At 63.9% G+C, this 18,330-nt stretch carries 19 protein-coding genes and 1 pseudogene; 8 read left to right on the plus strand and 12 right to left on the minus strand.

The window, feature by feature from the left end:
- Window positions 1-66: 66 nt before the first annotated feature.
- Window positions 67-1,176: an acyltransferase gene (locus GUI70_RS09830; protein WP_161882129.1), complete on the plus strand. Its 1,110-nt coding sequence runs from the start codon at window positions 67-69 to the stop codon at window positions 1,174-1,176.
- Window positions 1,177-1,231: 55 nt separating this feature from the next.
- The gene (locus GUI70_RS09835) at window positions 1,232-2,101 is read left to right on the plus strand and encodes a hypothetical protein (RefSeq protein ID WP_161882130.1); all 870 of its coding nucleotides are present in this window, start codon (window positions 1,232-1,234) and stop codon (window positions 2,099-2,101) included.
- 177 nt (window positions 2,102-2,278) lie between these two features.
- Here the strand turns inward: GUI70_RS09835 and GUI70_RS24300 are convergent, their stop codons facing one another.
- The 9 genes from GUI70_RS24300 to GUI70_RS09875 form a co-directional block, all read right to left on the minus strand.
- Window positions 2,279-2,518: a restriction endonuclease gene (locus GUI70_RS24300; protein WP_306468288.1), complete on the minus strand. Its 240-nt coding sequence runs from the start codon at window positions 2,516-2,518 to the stop codon at window positions 2,279-2,281.
- Window positions 2,446-3,153: a restriction endonuclease gene (locus tag GUI70_RS09840; protein ID WP_237724817.1), complete on the minus strand. Its 708-nt coding sequence runs from the start codon at window positions 3,151-3,153 to the stop codon at window positions 2,446-2,448. Before GUI70_RS09840 ends, GUI70_RS24300 begins: the two co-directional genes overlap by 73 nt.
- A 69-nt stretch (window positions 3,154-3,222) precedes the next feature.
- Entirely contained in the window at window positions 3,223-4,917 is a 1,695-nt protein-coding gene (gene ilvD, locus GUI70_RS09845; protein WP_161882131.1) for a dihydroxy-acid dehydratase, read from the minus strand.
- 144 nt (window positions 4,918-5,061) lie between these two features.
- On the minus strand, window positions 5,062-6,285 hold the full coding sequence (locus tag GUI70_RS09850; protein WP_161882132.1) for a cytochrome P450: 1,224 nt from the start codon (window positions 6,283-6,285) through the stop codon (window positions 5,062-5,064).
- A gap of 21 nt (window positions 6,286-6,306) precedes the next feature.
- Window positions 6,307-6,999: an aspartate/glutamate racemase family protein gene (locus GUI70_RS09855; protein ID WP_161882133.1), complete on the minus strand. Its 693-nt coding sequence runs from the start codon at window positions 6,997-6,999 to the stop codon at window positions 6,307-6,309.
- A gap of 16 nt (window positions 7,000-7,015) precedes the next feature.
- Window positions 7,016-8,005 (minus strand): lipocalin-like domain-containing protein, encoded by a 990-nt coding sequence (locus tag GUI70_RS09860; protein ID WP_161882134.1) that lies wholly within the window; start codon window positions 8,003-8,005, stop codon window positions 7,016-7,018.
- A 44-nt stretch (window positions 8,006-8,049) separates the two neighbouring features.
- A complete protein-coding gene (locus GUI70_RS09865; RefSeq protein ID WP_161882135.1) occupies window positions 8,050-8,412 on the minus strand; it encodes a low molecular weight protein tyrosine phosphatase family protein in 363 nt (120 codons plus the stop codon).
- Window positions 8,409-9,125, minus strand: coding sequence for a metallophosphoesterase family protein (locus GUI70_RS09870; RefSeq protein ID WP_161882136.1), 717 nt, complete (start codon window positions 9,123-9,125; stop codon window positions 8,409-8,411). Before GUI70_RS09870 ends, GUI70_RS09865 begins: the two co-directional genes overlap by 4 nt.
- A gap of 10 nt (window positions 9,126-9,135) precedes the next feature.
- The gene (locus GUI70_RS09875) at window positions 9,136-9,501 is read right to left on the minus strand and encodes a hypothetical protein (RefSeq protein ID WP_161882137.1); all 366 of its coding nucleotides are present in this window, start codon (window positions 9,499-9,501) and stop codon (window positions 9,136-9,138) included.
- A 311-nt stretch (window positions 9,502-9,812) separates the two neighbouring features.
- Here GUI70_RS09875 and GUI70_RS09880 point away from each other — a divergent pair, with 311 nt between their 5' ends.
- From GUI70_RS09880 to GUI70_RS09905, 6 genes are all read left to right on the plus strand, one after another.
- Window positions 9,813-10,850: a LacI family DNA-binding transcriptional regulator gene (locus GUI70_RS09880; RefSeq protein ID WP_161882138.1), complete on the plus strand. Its 1,038-nt coding sequence runs from the start codon at window positions 9,813-9,815 to the stop codon at window positions 10,848-10,850.
- 186 nt (window positions 10,851-11,036) lie between these two features.
- Complete coding sequence (locus GUI70_RS09885) at window positions 11,037-12,296, plus strand: extracellular solute-binding protein (protein WP_161882139.1); 1,260 nt, start codon at window positions 11,037-11,039, stop codon at window positions 12,294-12,296.
- Between the two features lie 76 nt (window positions 12,297-12,372).
- Window positions 12,373-13,302 (plus strand): carbohydrate ABC transporter permease, encoded by a 930-nt coding sequence (locus GUI70_RS09890; protein ID WP_202630443.1) that lies wholly within the window; start codon window positions 12,373-12,375, stop codon window positions 13,300-13,302.
- A 1-nt stretch (window position 13,303) separates the two neighbouring features.
- Window positions 13,304-14,143 carry a carbohydrate ABC transporter permease gene (locus GUI70_RS09895; RefSeq protein WP_202630444.1) on the plus strand — a complete coding sequence of 280 codons (840 nt, stop codon included), beginning with the start codon at window positions 13,304-13,306 and terminating at the stop codon, window positions 14,141-14,143.
- A gap of 33 nt (window positions 14,144-14,176) precedes the next feature.
- Window positions 14,177-15,298 (plus strand): Gfo/Idh/MocA family protein, encoded by a 1,122-nt coding sequence (locus GUI70_RS09900; protein ID WP_161882140.1) that lies wholly within the window; start codon window positions 14,177-14,179, stop codon window positions 15,296-15,298.
- The gene (locus GUI70_RS09905) at window positions 15,291-15,995 is read left to right on the plus strand and encodes a ThuA domain-containing protein (protein WP_202630445.1); all 705 of its coding nucleotides are present in this window, start codon (window positions 15,291-15,293) and stop codon (window positions 15,993-15,995) included. The genes GUI70_RS09900 and GUI70_RS09905 overlap by 8 nt, the downstream gene beginning before the upstream one ends.
- A gap of 244 nt (window positions 15,996-16,239) precedes the next feature.
- Here GUI70_RS09905 and dkgB read toward each other — a convergent pair.
- The 3 genes and pseudogenes from dkgB to GUI70_RS09915 all read right to left on the minus strand — a co-directional run bounded on the left by dkgB (window position 16,240) and on the right by GUI70_RS09915 (window position 17,818).
- Window positions 16,240-17,062: pseudogene (gene dkgB / locus GUI70_RS09910) on the minus strand (2,5-didehydrogluconate reductase DkgB).
- Window positions 17,063-17,210: 148 nt separating this feature from the next.
- Window positions 17,211-17,333: a hypothetical protein gene (locus tag GUI70_RS24980; protein ID WP_272952867.1), complete on the minus strand. Its 123-nt coding sequence runs from the start codon at window positions 17,331-17,333 to the stop codon at window positions 17,211-17,213.
- Window positions 17,334-17,524: 191 nt separating this feature from the next.
- Window positions 17,525-17,818, minus strand: a complete 294-nt coding sequence (locus tag GUI70_RS09915) for an antibiotic biosynthesis monooxygenase family protein (RefSeq protein WP_161882141.1) — start codon at window positions 17,816-17,818, stop codon at window positions 17,525-17,527.
- Between the last annotated feature and the right edge of the window lie 512 nt (window positions 17,819-18,330).

Below are 18,330 nucleotides of genomic sequence, written 5' to 3' on the forward strand. Positions count from 1 at the left end.
AACCGTACCAGAAGGTAAGAAAAGTCGGTGGCGGCTTTCCCCATCCGTGACACAATGCCGCCTTATATGTCTGCGCCGACCCTGATCCCGCCCGAACAGGCCGCCGAGCCAGCGGAACAGGGCCGCCGCGCCGCTTTGACTCCGGTGGACTACTTCCGGGGACTGGCGATTCTGGAGGTGGTGCTGCACCACTCGTCCGGCGCGGCGCGGCGATACGCCGAGGACGGCAGCAGCGTGCTGCTGTTTTTCAATATTCTCAACCGGGTGCTGCATTTCGCGGTGCCCGGCTTTCTGTTTCTGTCGGCGGCGGTGCTGACGCGCAGCTTGCTGGCCAGACCCGATTACGGGCGCTACTTCTGGCGGCGCATCGTGCGTGGGGCCTGGCCTTATCTGCTGTGGACGCTGCTGTACTTGGTCTGGAGTGCCTGGCTGGGTGACCGGCCCTGGGACGATCTGCTGAAGCCCGACAAGTGGCAACTCTGGCTGGGCTACGGCAAGGGCAACTACCACCTGTACTTTCTGCTGGTGGCACTGGAGTCGTATGTGCTGCTGCCGCTGTTGCTGCCGCTGTCCCGCGCCCGCATCCGTATCTCGGCGGCGCTGGCGCTGGGACTGGCCGTGCAGATCGGGATCTACTGGGCCAACAAAACGTGGTGGCAACTGAGCTATCCGGCATCCACGGTGCTGTGGTATCTGGCCCCGGTGGTGCTGGGCGCGGCGGTGGGCGGGCGCTGGAGCGAATTTCAGGACTGGTGGCGGCGGCGGCGCAGCAAGGTGCTGCTACTCACCGCCGCCGCGCTGGCGCTGCACCTGCCGATGGCCCTGGACTTCCTCGACGGCATGCAGGTGAGTCCCTGGCTCTACAGCGCGTCCACCTGGGCCTACACCACCCCGATGGCGCTGGTGGTGCTGGGGGCGGGCTACAGCTTGTGGCGACGTGGATGGGCGCGCTGGGTGGGTCTTCTCGGTGGGCTGTCCCTGCAGATTTACCTGATTCACCCGGCCCTTCTGGAAGGACTGGAACGGCTCTCGCCGCCTGAGCGCATGGAGGGACTGGACGGCGCACCCGCCCTGCTGATGTTTCTACTGATGGTCGCGCTCTCGCTGGTGCTGCCGGTGGTCCTCTCGCGGCTGATCGCCCGGTTGCGACTGAGCGGGGTGTTCTTTGGACGCTGAGGCTGGGGCAGCTGGGGTTGGAACCGCCGAGCACCGGGCCGCTAGACTGAGGGCGATGCGGCGTTTTCTCTTGATCTTCCTGGGACTGGTGATACTGGGCACGGCCCCGGCAGCGGCCCTGACCAACCTGTCCAGCTTGCCCAGTTCGGAACTGCCTGGCCCGCCGCAGCGCATCGTGGCGACCCGGCTGCCCGCTTTCGACCCGGCCAGGGCCTACCAGTTGCCGGGCGGCGGCGTGCTGCTAGTGCCGCCGGAGTGCCGCTCGGAGCGCTGCCCGCTGCTGACCCTCTCGCACTCGCGTGGGCGCACGCCTACCGAGCTACTGGAGAGTGCCAGCTTCCAGCCGTTTTTGCGCTCGCTGCTGGGCGCTGGCCTGCCGCTGCTGATCTCCGCCGAGGGCGGCCCCGACGGCTGGGGCGGCCCGGAAGCGCTGTGGCAACTCACCCGCGACTACACGCTGTCGGTGACGAGATTCAACTTCTCGGGGCGTACTTACGCGCTGGGTGTCTCGATGGGCGGGATGTCGGCGCTACGGGCGGCGGTGGACGCCGTGTTCGACGTGCACGGTCTGATTCTGATAGACGGCCGGGTCAATCTCACCGACGCCTGGAACAGCGGCCAGTCGCGCCAGCCGGAACTGAGTGCCGCCTACGCCCTGAAAGGCCGCGCCCCCGCCGCCCACGAGGACCCGCTGGCCTCACTGCCCGCCAGCTTCCGGCTGCCGCTCCTAGTCTTCGGCAGCCCGCAGGACACCACCGTCAACTTCAAGCGCAATGGCGAGGCGCTCTACAGCAAGGCGGCGGGCGTCGGCAGCCAGCTGGTGCACACCAGCGGCCCGCATCTGGGCGGCTCGCACCTGAGCGCCGGGGTGGCCGCGCAGGTGGTAGCCTTCGTGCGGGGCTTGCAGGCACGCAAATTGCCCTGAGCGCGGTTCAGATGCCCCCGAAGAAGTCGCTGTCTATTTTCTTGACCTAGTGGATGATCGCAGGCATGAGGCACTGAAAACTCGTATGAACCAAGATTGCAGCTATTGCGTCCTGAACAGCTTTCGCAATTCTCATCATCGTGGAGTCATAAGCCAAGCCATGCCTATGGCAGACCACTAGTAGGTGCTGCGGGTCAGCACGCCCACGCCGTACTGGATCATCAGGTCGGCCAACATTTCGCCGCCGATCAGGATGATGTTGCCGATCTGATGGGCCGTGTCCACAGCACTGGAACTGAAGCCTGCAGTGATGACCAAAACGCCCTTGGACGCTTTGTGACAGGTCAGGCTGCCGGAAAAGTTTCGCACTTCCTGGCTGCCCACATTGCTGGCCCACTGCTTGGCCTGGACGCACACCTTGTCCAGTCCCAGCGGGTCTTTTGCTTGACGACCCCGTCGATGCCGTTGTCATCGCTGCGTCCCAGCGCCTGCCCCGCGTCTCGCACACTGCCGCCGTAGCCCATAGCCACCAGAAGCTGCACCACCAGAATCTCGAATTGCTGCGGCGTCAGGGCGCGGACTTGGGCGAGGAGTTCATCGGCCAAGTCCGCGCTGAGTTCGGCGTAGAGGGCGTCGAGCTGCTCATCGGGCGACTCGATAGACACCGAGACAATTACTGGGGCTACCTCTTGAGAACCGGCTTTACGATTGGCTGTTCGGAAAGCTAGAAATTCTGGATATTCATCGAGATCAGAGGTGATGATTTTTCCTGGCTTTTGTTTTAGGAGCGCGAGGCCACGATCTGAAATACGCCCGTAACCTCTTTTGGTAGTCATAACCAAACCTGCTTTAGCTAAGTAGGGCACTGTCCAATGGATGCGATTGACATATCTTGGCTCCGCACCGCTAGGAACTAAATCTTCCCGGTCTTCTTGGCTAATTCCCGTAAGGTCCGCGACGGTTTCTCGAATTTCGCGCCAGCGATACTCATGTCCATCCTGTAAAGCTTCAAGCGTTGGGCGAAAAAAACTCTGAAAGTCTGGAACCGGCATCGCCTTACTTTAGCCCGCACCGAAAAGCCGCCCACCCAGCGGCAGACGGCTTTCTTCAGTCCCTGATGCTCAGTCCGTGTACGCCCCCACCGCCGCGCTGCTGACCAGCTTGGCGTACTTGGCCAGCACCCCGCGCTTGTACCTCGGCTCCGGCTGCACCCACGCCTGGCGGCGGCGCTCGATCTCGGCTTCCGGCACGTGGAGGGTCAGTTCGCAGGTTTCGGCGTTCAACTCGATGGTGTCGCCCTCGTGGACCAACGCAATCGGCCCGCCCACGTAGGCTTCCGGCGCCACGTGGCCGACGACCAGCCCGAAGGTGCCGCCCGAGAAGCGCCCGTCGGTGATCAGCCCCACGCTGTCGCCCAGGCCCTTGCCGATGATGGCCGAGGTGGGCGAGAGCATTTCGCGCATACCGGGGCCACCCTTCGGCCCCTCGTAGCGGATGACCAGCACGTCGCCGGGGTTGATCCGGTCACTCATGATGGCGTGCATCGATTCTTCCTCCGACTCGAAGACGCGGGCCGGGCCGGTGATCTTGATGGATTTCAGGCCGCTGATCTTGGCCACAGAGCCTTCGGGCGCGAGGTTGCCGCGCAGGATGGCGAGGTGGCCCTGGGCGTAGAGCGGCTGATCGTAGGGACGAATCACGTCCTGGCCCTCGTTCGGCACGTCCGGCTCACCCTCGAGATTCTCGGCGATGGTCTTGCCGGTCACGGTCAGGCAGTCGCCGTGGAGCAGTCCGGCCTTCAGCAGCATCTTCATGACGCGGGGAATGCCGCCGACCTCGTGCAGATCGGTGGCGACGTACTGGCCGCTGGGCTTGAGGTCACAGAACACCGGGGTCGCCTCACGGATGCGCTCGAAGTCGGCCAGGGTCAGGTCGATGTCGCAGGCGTGGGCAATCGCCATCAGGTGCAGCACGGCATTGGTCGAGCCGCCGACGCCCATGGTCACGGTGATGGCGTTCTCGAAGGCTTTCTTGGTCAGGATATCCAGCGGGCGGATGTCGGCCTCGATGAGTTTGAGCAGGGCGCGGGCGCTGTCGGCACTGGAAACGGCTTTCTCGGCGTCCACCGCGCTCATGGTGCTGGAAAACGGCAGGCTCATGCCCATCGCCTCGAAGGCCGACGACATGGTGTTGGCGGTGTACATGCCGCCGCAACTGCCGTTGCCGGGGCAGGCGCGGCGCTCGATCTCGTTGAAGTCCTCGCGGCTCATCTTGCCCGCGCCGAGTGCGCCCACCGCCTCGAAGACCGACACGATGGTCAGGTCTTTGCCGTCGTAGTGGCCGGGCTTGATGGTGCCGCCGTAGACGAAGATGGCCGGGATGTTCAGTCGGGCAATGCCGATCATGGCTCCCGGCATATTCTTGTCGCAGCCGCCCACCACGATCACGCCGTCGTGCGACTGGCCCCGGCTGACCGTCTCGATGCTGTCGGCGATGACTTCACGCGACACCAGCGAGCACTTCATGCCCTCGGTGCCCATGCTGATACCGTCCGACACGGTGATGGTGCCGTAAACCTGCGGCATGCCGCCGCCTTCCTGAATCGCGCCGGTGATGTGCCCAGCCAGTTCGCCCAGCCCGTTGTTGCAGGGCGTGATGTTGCTCTGGGCGTGCGCCACCCCGATGATCGGCTTTTCGAAATCGCCGTCGGTAAAGCCCACTGCCCGCAGCATGGCCCGGTTGGGCGCGCGCTCGTCGCCCTGGGTGACGTGATGGGAGTTCCAGTTGAGCTTCCGCTTGGTGGTGGTGTCGGTCATACGGCTAGTCTAGAGCCTGGAGCGCGCCGCGGCGATCAGGCGTCTGGGCAGCCGGGGAATGAAAAAAGCGACCACTCGGGCCGCTGATTTCTAAAGGATAGCGCGGTATACAGGCGAAGTCAAGGACCATGCACTGAATTTCACTCAGACTCGCACCTGCAACTGATTCAACCCCCGGATCACGAAGCCGCCGCCGTACTCCGCCGGGGCGTCGGGGTCAGCCAAGTGCAGGCCGGGCGCGTGCCGGACCAGCGCCCGCAGGCTGAGTGAGAGTTCCAACCGAGCCAGCGGCGCGCCGAGGCAGTAGTGGCGGCCCAGCCCGAAAGTTAGATGCGGGTTGGGATCGCGGCGAAGATTCAGTTCGTCCGGCGAGTCGAATCGGCGCGGATCGCGGTTGCCGCTGGCGTAGACCAGGGCCACCTGATCGCCCGTCTTCAGGGGGACGCCGTTCCAGATCAGGTCTTCCAGCACGTAGCGCTCGAACATCGGCAGCGGCGTATCGAAGCGCAGCAGTTCCTCGACGGCGCTGCGAAACGGCTTGAGGTCACTCGCGCCCGACGCCTGAACAAGCTGCTCCCAGTGCTCAGGCTGCCGCAGCAACGCCAATATGCCCGCCGACAATCCGTTGACGCTGGCCTCGTGCCCGGCGTTGAGTAGCAGGATGCAGGTATCGGTCAGCTCGGACTCACTCAGCACCTGGCCGCCGTCCTCGACCTGCACCAGCGCGGTAATCAGGTCATCCTGGGGGTCGGCGCGGCGCTCGGCGGCCAGGGTGCGAACCAGGGCGCTGAATTCCACGACGGCCCGCTCGGCTGCCGATTGCTGCGAGCGGGTAAAGTGCGGCTCGTACAGCTTGACGATGGCCGCGCTCCAGGGGCGCAGCTGAGCGCGCTCGGCCTCCGGCACGCCCAGCAGCTCGGCAATCACCGTGACCGGCAGCGGCTCGGCGTAGTCGGTCACCAGATCGAACGCGCGCCCCAGCGCCGAGAGCCGCTCGTCCAGAATTGCCTCGATGCGCGGCTGCAAGGTCTCCACCCGCCGAGGCGTGAAGGCCTTGCCCACTAGCGAGCGCAGCCGGGTGTGCTTTTCGCCTTCCGAGTCGAGCATGTGGTTGCCGTTGAAGGCGTCGAAGTGCTGCTGGGCCGGGTCGGGCGGCGGCCAGCCGAGTTCGTCGCGCGAATACAGGTGGGTTAGGGTGCGCCCGAAGCGCTTATCGCGCAGGATACCGGAAATGTCGTCGTAGCGCAGCACCACCGTCTTGCCCAGCGCCGCGTCGAAGAAGAGAGGCGTCTCGTCGCGCAAGCGTTCGAGCGCCGGGTAAGGGTTCTGGACGAAGGCCGGGTCGGTCAGCGGCAGATGGGGAGCCATACCCAGAGCATACGGGGCGGCTCACTCCAGCATGAACCGCACCGCCGTTCCCACGTGAATGGCAGTGGTATCGAACACCGGCACCGCAACGTCATCCGCTCCGACCAGCAGGCCGATTTCGGTGCAGCCGAGGATGATGGCCTGTGCGCCGCGCGACACCAGTTCGGCCATGACCCGGCGGTACATCTGGCGCGAGTCGTCCGTGGCGACGTTCTGGCACAGCTCGTCGAAGATGATGCGGTGCACCTCGGCGCGGTCTGCTGTACTGGGCACGATCACCTCCAGGCCGTACTTCTCCGAGAGCCGATCTGTGTAGAAGCCCTGCTCCATCGTGAAAGCGGTGGCGATCAGGCCAACTTTCTTCAGGCCAGCGGCCCGGATGGCCTCCCCGGTGGCGTCGGCGATGTGCAGCAGCGGCAAGCGGGTGGCCGCCTCGATCTGCGGGGCGACCTTGTGCATGGTGTTGGTGGCGAGCAGCAGGCCCTCGGCTCCGGCGCGCTCCAGACCGCGTGCGATGTCGGCCAGCAGCCCACCCGCCGCGTCCCACTCGCCATTCTTTTGCAGGGCCGCGATTTCGGCAAAGTCGACACTATGCAGCAGCAGCCGCGCCGAGGACAGGCCGCCGCGCTCACGGGCCACCCCCTCGTTGAGCAGGCGGTAATACTGGGCCGTGGAAGTCCACGACATGCCGCCGATGACGCCGACCAGTTTCATGGCGAGAGTGTAGGGCTTACCGTGAGCCGAAGATGCCGCCCTCGGCCTTGCTCAGTACGCCGCCGACGAATTCACCCATGCCCAGTACCGTGACGGGTGCGCCGCCCCAGGTGCCCTGGCCCTGCACCGGACCTTCCCAGTAGGCCACCGAGGTCGTCTTGGAGAGAAGTTCCTGATCGTCGCGCACGGCATTCAAGGTCAAATCGCCCCGGTCGGACGTCACCTTCCAGTCGAGGGTGTAGCTGCGGCCCGAGGGCGAGATCCACTGGCGTTGCGGGGCCATAGTCACGTTGCCGACCGCGCGGGCCACCCCGTCCGCGCCGACTTCCGACCCGGCAAGTTGCACCACCGCGCCGCTCAAATCCTTGACCCGGTAGAGCATCAGGTCCGAGCCGTCCGAGAGGTGCACCCCGAACCAGTCCCACAACGCATTGCGGCCCGGCTGCTGATCGCCCCACTGGTGGTCGAGCCAGGCCAGCCCCCGCGCCGGTTGGCCGCCAATGGTGCCCGTGACATTAAGCCGGGTCACACTCTGGTAATACAGTTGCCCGGTTGCAGGTGTGCCGGAGTAGCCGGGCGGATGCACCACCGGTCCCTTTTCGGGCATCAGGGTGAGTTGCAGCGGCCCGGCCCTGAGATCAAACGGCGCGGCGGGCGTGTTGGCGCTCTGGGTCAGCGTCCAGTCGCCCTGCCGGACATTCAGCGGCGGAAACGAGAATTTGCCGTCCTGCCGCCCCTCTTCCAGAAACGTCAGCTTACCGGTGGTGAGGTCGGTGATCGCCAGGTGCGCGGCGAAGTACGGAATGCCCTTGTAGTTGACCTTGAACTGCGCCCAGTGAAAAGCCTGCCGGGTGTCGGGCAGGTAGCCGGAGACATACCACCATTCGGTGGCGGCGTTGTTCGGTCCCAGGGCGGCGGGGTCGGGCATCCGGTCCGGGTCGAAGGCGACGGCGCGGGGCACGCAGGCAGTCAGGAGCACGGGAGCCAGCCAGAGCAAGCGTTTCATGGCTCACTCTAGGCGGGCCGGACGCCGGGAGACTGCGCGGGGGGCTACGCTCGCGGGTGGACGGTGCCGAGTCGCCCCGGCACCAGCCGCTGCAGCAGCGCCACCAAATCGTCGGCCATGAATTCGTAATCGTCGGGAATACCCAGCGTGAGAATGCGTTCGTCGGGCAGCGCACCTCTGAAGCGGGTCCGCAGTTCGTCACGGTGACGCTTTTCCATGCACACGGCGACATCGGCCCACTCCAGCAGGTCGCGGGTCAGCGGCGTCTCGGCGCGCCTGTCGGTGCCTGCCGAGGCGACCTGCCAGCCGGGCACGCTGCGAAAAACCAGCTCGGCGGTGGGGCTGCGTAGTTTGTTGTGGGTGCAGACGAACACGACCCGCAACGGGCGCTCGTGGGCGGGCGTCAAGGCTCGCGCCCGCGCTCCAGCCAGGAGATTTCATTGGCGGCGAAGTGAGCGGGCGCGTGCCGGGTCGTCCACATCACCGCCGCCGCGATGTCGTAGGGCACCCGGCGGTACTCCACGTTCCAGCTTCCAGCCGTGTGGGTGAGGAGAACCCAGCGGGCCAGCGGTAGGCCATCTTTCTGGCGCGACACCGGGCCAGCGTTGACCACCGTGACGCCGCCCACCACCGTCAGCATCTCGCGGTGGGTGTGGCCGACGATGCAGAGTTTGCCCTCAAAGCCGTCCAGGCGCTCCCGAAGTTCAGCGAAGGTGGCGGGCCGCTCCTGCTCTCCCCTGCCAGTTGCGGTGAGCATCAAGGCTTCCCAGGGATCACGCGGGCTGCCGTGGGCCAGGCGCACCTCACCGCCCGCCACGTCGAGGAAAGTGGGCAAAGCGCTGAGCTGCTGCGGCGCGTCGGCGGGCAACTGCGAGCGCACCCAGTCACGCATCGCCTCCTTCCCTGCCCGCTGGCCCGAGACCCGCTCGTCGGTGTTGCCGCGCACGCTCGACGGGGCGTGCTCAGCCTGCAGCGCCCAGGCCCGGCCCGGATCCGCCGCGCCCCAGGCCGTGTCACCGAGGTTGTAGAGGACGTCCGGCGCAGCGGCCTTGATGTCGGCCAGCACCGCCTCCAACGCAAAGGCGTTGCCGTGAACGTCGGACAGAACCGCCAATCTCATGTCAGCGGCCCTACGATTGGGGACGCCGCAAAAAGGACATCACGACGCCGAAGAGCAGACAGGTCACCAGCAGCGAAACAAGGCTCACACCGAGGCTGAAGGCGGGCGAGAGCAGGTCCTGGCTGAGCTTGTAGACGCCGAACGGCAGTGCCCAGCCGAGCGCGTACAGCCCGGTGCGCCGAGCGAAGTCGGCGGTGCGGCTGGCCTGCGGAAAGAGCTGGACATTGAAGATGAAGGCCGGGATCAGCAGCAGTTGCGACAGAAAAAACCACAGCGGCAAGGTATTCAGGCCGCCGTACTGACTGGCCGCGAAAAAGACATTGAGGGCCGCCATGATCACGGCAGCGATAAGGGCGATCCGGAGAAGTGGATACATGAAGGGCAGTCTACCCGGCAACCTCAGCGCAACAGCCCCACCGGGAAAACCAGTGCTCTGCACGTCATTCCGGTTAACCTCTCGGATTAAGCGAGTAAACGCCCTGACCTGCTGTGAACAGCCCGGTACGGAGGCACCCTACAACCAGAGCGCTTGTCCACCCGTCAGACGGCGTTAAAGCTTCGAGTCGGTCATGGTCAGTCCACTGGCCCAGCTCCAATCAGGCCAGCACTACCCTTGACAGCTCTTAATGTTACGTGTAAGGTTAGCGGTAACTCAAAAGTAAAGAATTCTCGTTTCCAAGGAGTGTCGTGACTTCATCATCCATTACGCTGGCCGATGTGGCCAGTCAGGCAGGCGTCTCCAAAATGACGGTTTCAAAGGTCATCAACAAGAAACCCGGCATCTCCGAGACCACCCGGCAGCGTGTCATGCAGGCGGTCGATGAACTCGGCTACACCGTTCACGCCTCCGCCCGTGCGCTGGCCGGGGGCCGCACCCATACCCTGGGCGTGGTGGTGTCCTCGCTGGATTCGCAGTACTTCAGCGAACTGATGCGCGGCGCGGACATGACTGCCCGAGACGCGGGCCTGGAATTGCTGATCTCGACCACGCGGGCCAGTCACGAACACCGCAACATCGGGCGGCTGGCGCACGGTCTGGTTGACGGTCTGCTGATGGTGTTTCCAGCCTCGCTCGCTCCCTACGAGCGCAGCCTCAGGGCGCTGAGCCTGCCGGTGGTCGTGATCGCGCCCGGCACACAGGCGTCGGCGGAGCAGCAGCACTTCCCCAGCGTGGACGCCGACCACTACAGCGGAGCGCGCCAGGCCATGCAGCATCTGCTCTCACTCGGCCATCGCCGGATCGCCTTTATCGGCGGCCCGCCGCACCTGACCCCCAGCCGTGAGCGCCTGCGCGGCTACCGTGAAGGGCTGCTGACCGCCAGCATCGCCCCCGACGCCGCCCTGCAAGTCACCAGTGATTTCAGTCAGCGCAGCGGTTTTCAGGCGGCCCGAGAGCTGCTGGCCCTGGCGGAACGGCCCACCGCCATTTTCGCGCTCAACGACGTCTCGGCGTTCGGGGCCATCGAAGCCATCAAGGACGCAGGGCTGCGCGTGCCCGAAGACATCTCCGTGATCGGCTTCGACAACATCCCGCAGGCCAGCCAGGTCTTCCCGGCGCTGACGACCATCGAACAGCCCCTGCTGGAAATGGGGGCTGCCGGAACACGGCAGCTGCTCAATCTGATTCAGGGCGTGGGAGCCGTGACAGACCGCCTGATCGTGCCCACCGAACTGATCATCCGCGCTTCCACCGGGCCGCTCTTGTCTGTGGACCGCCGGATGTAACTTCAGCGGCTCCTCAACCTTTGCTTTCTGCCCAAGGACGCTCCGGCGCTCCTGTCCTCGCGACGTTCCCGGTCTCAGGCCCTTCCAGACCAAAGGCAGGTTGACCCATGTAGATGCCTCATCAAACCGGCCCATCCACCGTTCGTCTGCGGCCTTCCGACTTGCCCACCCCTTCAAGGAGTTGCCATGAAATACACTGCTCTGCTCACCTCGATGTTGCTCAGCGCCAGCAGTCTGGCCCAGGCCCAATCCACCCTGACGCTGTGGCACATCCAGACCCAGCCGGGGGCCAAGAAGATCATTCAGGACGCGGTGGACCGCTTCACCAAGGCCAACCCCAGCGTCAAGGTGGAAGTGACCCCGATTGCCAACGACACCTACAAGACCAAACTGAAAATCGCAGTGGGCGCCAACGACGCGCCCTGCATCTTCACGTCGTGGGGCGGCGGGCCGCTGTACGAGTACATCAAATCGAATCAGGTCCTTGATCTGACGTCCTACCTGAAAAAGGACGCCGCCTTCAAGAACCGCTTCGTCCCGGCCAGCTTCAGCGCCGTGACCTTCGGCAACAAGGTGTACGGTATTCCCTCAGAAAATACCTCGGTGGCTGTCGTGCTCTACAACAAGGCCCTCTTCAAGCAGTACAACCAGACGCCGCCCAAAACCTGGGACGACCTGCTCAAGCTGGTGGCCTTCTTCAAAACCAAGAATGTCTCTGCCTTCTCGCTGGCCAACAAGCCCAGGTGGCCGGGGTCGATGTTCTACGGCTACCTGGTCGACCGGATCGGCGGCCCGCAGGTCTTCAGCGACGCCGTAACCCGCGAAAACGGCGGCAGCTTCGCCAACCCGGTGTTCGTCAAGGCGGGCAGCATGCTTCAGGACCTGGTCAAGGCCGGGGCTTTCGCGCAGGGCTACAACGGCCTGGACTACGACAGCGGGGCCTCGCGTCAGCTGCTCTATTCCGGGCGGGCGGCCATGGAGCTGATGGGCACCTGGGAGATTTCCACCATCGCGTCCGAGAACCCGGCCTTCGCCAAGAACATCGACTTCTTCCCGTTCCCGGCAGTCGCAGGCGGCAAGGGCAACCCCAACAACGTGCTGGGCACGGTGGGCGACAACTTCTTCAGCGTCTCGAAGTCGTGCAAGAACCCCGACGCCGCCTACAAGCTGTTGACCTACCTGACCGACGAGCAGTCGGTGCAGGGTCGGGTGGCCGACAACCGCCTGCCGCCAATGAAGAACCTGAAACTGACCGACCCGGTGCTCATCAAGATTGCCAACACGGTGGCCAGGGCCCCCAGCGTGCAGCTGTGGTACGACCAGGACCTGTCTCCGCAACTCGGCCAGCTGCACCTCGACACCAGCCAGGCGCTGCTGGGCCTGTCGACCACCCCGCAGGCCGCCGCCGATCAGATGGAAACGCTGGCCAAGAAACTCGCGAAGTAAAGCATCTGGGGCTGCCCGAACCTGATCCAGTTGGCCGCGCTCCGGCGGCCCCACCTGCACCGCAAGGAGCTTGACCATGAGTCTTGTCACCGAGAGAATCCGCCCCCAGGCGACCCTGATCCAGCAGACCCGGCGCTCCAACGCACTGGTCGCCGCCGTGTTCTTGCTGCCCGCCGTGCTGCTGTTGCTGCTGTTCTTGCTGTATCCGCTGCTGGCCAATTTCCGGCTGTCGTTTGTCGAATGGAACGGCCTGGGCAACACCGCCAAGTTCGTCGGTCTGCAAAACTGGGTGCAACTCGTTCACGACCCGGTGTTCCTGCGGGCCATTCTCAACAACCTGACGCTGGCCGCGCTCTCGATTTTGATTCAGCTGCCGCTGGGGTTGACGCTGGCCTTCATGCTCGACAAGGCCGGGCGCGGCTCGGTGGTGCTCAAGGTGTTGTACTTCCTGCCGTTGCTGATGTCGAGCGTGGCGATTGGCACCATCTTCAAGAATCTGTACGACCCCAATTTCGGGCCGCTCAATGCCGTGCTGCGCGCCGCCCACTTGGATGGCCTGGCCCGTGACTGGCTGGGTGACCCGGCGCTGGCGATGGCCTCGGTGATCCTAGTGGTCTGCTGGCAGAACATTCCCTTTTATATGCTGCTGTTTCTGGCCGGGCTGTCGGGGATGCCCGCCGAACTGCGTGAGGCCGCCACCCTCGACGGCGCGTCCGAGTCGGTGATTTTCCGGCGCATCACCATTCCCTTCTTGCAGGGCACCATCCGTACCGCCCTGGTGCTGTCGTTGATCGGTTCGCTGCGCTACTTCGATCTGATCTTCGTGATGACCGGGGGCGGCCCCTCTGGATCGTCGGAGGTGATGGCGACCTACATGTACCGCACCGTGTTCAGCGGCTTCAACATCGGCTACGGGGCGGCCATCTCCAGCGCCATGTTCGTGATCGTGATTATCGCGTCCGCTCTGACCCTGCGCGCCACCCGGCGCTTCGAAACGGAGGTGTGAGATGACCGCACCAGTCCGCTCCAATTCGTCGAGTCGGGTCCTCACCGGCGGCATGGCCGTGCTGTGGCTGCTGATCACCACCCTGCCCTTCGTGTTTCTGGTGTTCACCACCTTAAAATCTCAGGCCGACATCTACTCCACGCCGGTCTGGGCATTGCCCAAAACACTGGATTTCAGCAATTACCTGCTGGTCTTACAGGGTTCCTTCTGGACCTACCTGAAAAACAGCGCCCTGGTGGTCGTCGTCTCCATCATACTGACGGTGCTGCTCAGCAGCATGGCAGCCTTCGCCTTCGCCCGGCTCAAGTTTCGCTTCAGCGGCGCGGTCTTCGGCCTGATCGTCGCCTCGCTCATCGTGCCGGTACACGTCACGCTGATTCCGATTTATCTGCTGATGCGCTCGCTGGGCCTATACGACACGGTATTCGCCTTGATCGGGCCGTATGTGGCCTTCAGCCTGCCGATCAGCATCTTTATCCTGACCGAGTTCATGCGCCAGATTCCCCGCGAGATGGAAGAATCGGCGCAGATTGACGGCTGCGGGCCGTTCCGGATGTTCGCCTCCATCTTCCTGCCGCTCAGCGGGCCGGGACTGGCTACGGTGGCGATCTACAACGGCATCGGCATGTGGAACGAGTTCATCTTCGCCTACGTGCTGACCTCCACTCCGGCCCACCGCACCCTGCCGCTGGCGATCTGGGACTTTCAGAGCGAACACAGCGCCAACATGCCCGCGATTCTGGCAGTCGTCACGCTGACGGCCCTGCCACTGATCGTCGCCTACATCTTCGGCCAGGAACGTATCATCAAAGGCATGATGGCCGGTTCGGTCAAAGGCTGACGTGACTCAACTCCTCAAAGGAACCCCCAAGCCATGACAACTCCCCTACGTGTGGCCGTGGTCGGCTGCGGCTTTATCAGCGACATCTACTTCCAGACCCTTCAAACCTTCGCGAACGTGCAGGTGGTGGCCTGCGCCGATCTGAACCCTCAGCAGGCCGAGCGGGCGGCCGGGCAGTACGGCATCGCCCAGGTGCTGACGCCCGCAGAAGCCTACGCCCACCCCGACATTGATTTGGTTCTCAACCTGACCATTCCGGCAGCCCACGCCGAAGTCTCGCTCGCGGCCCTGCACGGCGGCAAGCACGTCTACAACGAAAAACCGCTGGCGCTGGGGCTGGCTGAGGCGCAGGAGATGCTTCAACTGGCCGCCGAGCGGGGGCTGCGTATCGGTTGCGCCCCCGACACGGTGCTGGGCGCGGGCTTGCAAACCTGCCGCGAACTTCTGGACAGCGGCGTCATCGGCCAGCCGGTCGCCGCCACCGCTTTCATGGCCAACCACGGCCACGAGAGCTGGCATCCGCAGCCGGACTTCTACTATCAGCCGGGCGCAGGTCCACTGTTCGATATGGGGCCGTATTACCTGACGGCGCTGATCAACCTGATGGGCCCGGTGGAGCGCGTATCGGGCATGGCGCGGGCCAGCTTCGAGACGCGTACCATCACCAGCCAGCCACGAGCGGGTCAGACGGTGCAGGTCAACACCCCCACCCACATCGCCGGACAACTGGCGTTTGAAAACGGCGCGATCGGCACGCTGATCACCTCGTTTGACGTGTGGGGCTCACACCTGCCGCTGCTGGAGATTCACGGCACCGAAGGCAGCCTGAGCCTGCCCGACCCCAACACCTTCGGCGGCCCGGTGCGGCTCAAGCGCAGCGGGGGCGAGTGGGAAGACGTGAGCGTCAGCCGGCCTTACGCTGAAAACTCGCGCGGGCTGGGTGTCGCCGATCTGGCTCAGGCCATTGAGCAGGGGCGGCCCCACCGGGCCAGCGGAGAAGTGGCCTACCACGTTCTGGAGATCATGCACGGCCTGCTCAGGAGTGCCGAAACCCGCGCCGAGGTGACGATAGACAGCCGCCCGGCGCGTCCTGAGCCGCTGAGCGCCGCGCCCCTACCCTCCCGCACCCCCGCACTGGAGACTGCCCATGACTGAACCGTCCACCGCTAACACGCCCAAACGCGCCCTGATGGTCTGGGGCGGCTGGGAAGGCCACGAACCGCAGCAAACCACCCAGCGCTTCGCCGAATTGCTGCGGGCCGAGGGCTTCGAGGTCACCGTCACGGGTGATCTGGACGTTTACCTGGACGCCGATCTGCTCGCCTCCCAGTCGCTGATCGTGCAGTGCTACACCATGAGTACCTTGACTGCCGAGCAGGAACAGGGTTTGCTGGCGGCCATTCGCGGCGGGGTGGGATTTGGCGGCTGGCATGGCGGCAGCGGCGACGCCTTTCGCAACAACCCGGAGTATCAGTTCATGGTCGGCGGGCAGTGGGTGGCGCACCCCGGCAACATCATCGATTACACGGTTCAGATCACCGGGCAAGACCCCATCACCGAGGGCCTGAGCGACTTTGCCATGCACTCCGAGCAGTACTACATGCATGTCGATCCCAGCAACGAGGTGCTGGCGACCACCACCTTCGGCGGCGACGTGCTGCCGTGGATTGCCGGGACCGTCATGCCGGTGGTGTGGAAGCGGCGCTGGGGAGTGGGCAAGGTGTTTTACTGCGGCCTGGGCCATGTCAACGCCGACTTCGAGGTCAAGGAAGCCAGAGAGCTGACCCTGCGTGGCCTGCTGTGGGCTGCCAGCGCTGTTCCTTCTTCAATGAAGGAGATTTCCCAAGCCTGAATTCAGACCCAAATCCGCAGACAGGTTCAGTTTCGGTCTCTGAACTGTCAGCAATCCCTGCGGCGAAGCCACCCGCACACTGTTGAGCACTTCCTGGCGAAATGATCAGTGACGAAGCTCTTCGACGAGGAGGGGACCAAACTTGATGGCCCCCTCGCGCAAGATTTCTTGCCTGTCTTGGACGACATGCTGGTGCAGCTATCCTTACATATCCCAGTCACTCAGAGGAGAGCAGTGGCGGCGATCAATCCCAGTCAGGGGCCAGTTGTGGTGGGTTGGCAATCCGCTCGCCCCGGTCGAGCGTGGCGATCCGGGCTATGTCCTCTTCACTCAACTGTAAGTCCAGGGCCTTCAGGTTGCTTTCCAGGTTCTCGCGGCGGGTGGACGAGGAAATTACCGAATGGCCCTGCGCCATTGCCCAGGCGAGCGCGACCTGGGCGGGGGTCGCCTGATGCTGCCGGGCGATGTCTTTCATCACCTCATCGTTCATGACTTTCCCCACGACCAGCGTCATATATGACGTCAGATGAAGCCCCTCATTCTTGGCAAAGTCGACCAGGGCGCGGTTTTGTAAATAGGGGTGGATCTCGACCTGGTTGGTGACAATCGGCACATCACCCAGAATCTCGCGGGCCTGTTTCAACCCCTGGATGGTGAAATTCGATACCCCGATCTGTTTTGTCAGCCCCAGGTCTCGCGCCTGTGCCAGCGCCGTCAGGTATTCTTCCGGCTTCACTTCACCCTGGGGTGCGGGCCAGTGAATCAGCGTTAGGTCCACGGCGTCCACTCCCAGCTTCTCTACACTCTTGCGCAGGCTGGGCACCAGGCGGTCGCGCCCGTTAGTTGGGGGGCATGATCTTGGTCGTGATGAACAGCGCGTCCCTGACCAGGCCACTTTCGCCCAGCACTTTGCCAATCTCCGCCTCGTTGCCGTAGCCCTGAGCCATGTCGATGGCCCGGTAGCCCGCCGCCAGAGCCATGCGCACTGAATCGGTCACCACTTGGTCTTTTAAGCGGAAAGTTCCCAGACCGAACTTCGGAACAGGGCCGAGCATCTCGATAGACATGCACCATACTTATCACGTCGTCCGTCTTGTTGCCCTGACTCTGCCCTCGAAATACGGCTGGAAGAGGTGGCGTGAAATTCAGATCCCCCCTCCCTGAACGATGCGATGTGAGCTGAATAACGCTGAGCGGCGGCCTGCATCAGAAGCCCTACTCCCCAGTGTCGGGTGTGTTGGCTGGGAGCGACGGCGTTACGTCCTGGACGCGGATACCGCTCTGGGTCGAGAGGATCAGCATTTCCTTGCGGCCAAGTTGGACGAGATTCCAGTCCATTCCGGCCTTCTGGCTGAGGCCAAAGACGTCGCCGGACGAACAGACGAAGCAGTAGCATCTGTGAACGGCAGTTTGCCTGCCGGGCCGGGTGCCCGGTCTGCATGTCGTAAGGGATCAGGGCAGCGGGAGGGGTGGGCAAGAGTCCTCGGTCGGATGCATTGCCTTAAGCCGTTTCATAGCCGATGGATTCGTCACAGTAAAACCTGTTGATAATGCTCCACCGTCGGGAAAGGATAGTAAAAGTGGTGCAGCAACGTTCTCCACTGCTCATACTCCGGGCTGCCGCGAAAGCCCTCGGTGTGGTCCGCCAGCGTTTCCCACCAGACGAACAGGACGTACTTGTGGTCGTCCTCGAGGCATCGTTGCAACTCGTGGCGGAGGTAGCCAGGCATAGTGCTGATGATGGCCTGAGCCTCAGCAAACGCCGCCTCGAAATCGGCGGTCTGGCCGGGACGGATGTGGAGCAAGGCGACTTCCTGAATCATGGGCGGCTCCTTTTAAAAGCGTAACTCTGGTTCCAGGTATAGCTGAAGATCAGGCCCATCGTTAGACCCCTCCACAGGGCGAAGAACAAATCGGGGCGCGGCGCAGCGTATGGGCCAGGGTGAAGAGAAACATGAAGAGTCCTGTCGTCATGCCCACCACCAGCCCAGAGGCACAGGCCTCAGCGCCGCGAGATTCGAGAGCTGTGGCCACTGAGTCAGAAAAATGATGACAGCCAGGACCAGCGCACTCCAGGCCAAGAGAGGTAGTTCAGCCAACCACTGTCCACGCCACTGATGGTCTATCAGCAAGAGCACTGCGAGAACTGACGCGCCAAGGATAAGAAGCGGACAGGCGGGGCTAAGTAGGTGACAGTTTCTGGGCGCACGTGTGGAAGGCGCGGATAGACGCGCGTTCAGTGCTGCTCCAGAGCATATTGACGAGGGCAGTCTTGAGGGTATTGAGGCCGTACCGCATCACCGAAACGGCTAGACGTCCGTGAGCAAGTACCCAT

Source organism: Deinococcus alpinitundrae (genome assembly GCF_009982895.1).
In the GTDB taxonomy this organism is placed as follows: domain Bacteria; phylum Deinococcota; class Deinococci; order Deinococcales; family Deinococcaceae; genus Deinococcus; species Deinococcus alpinitundrae.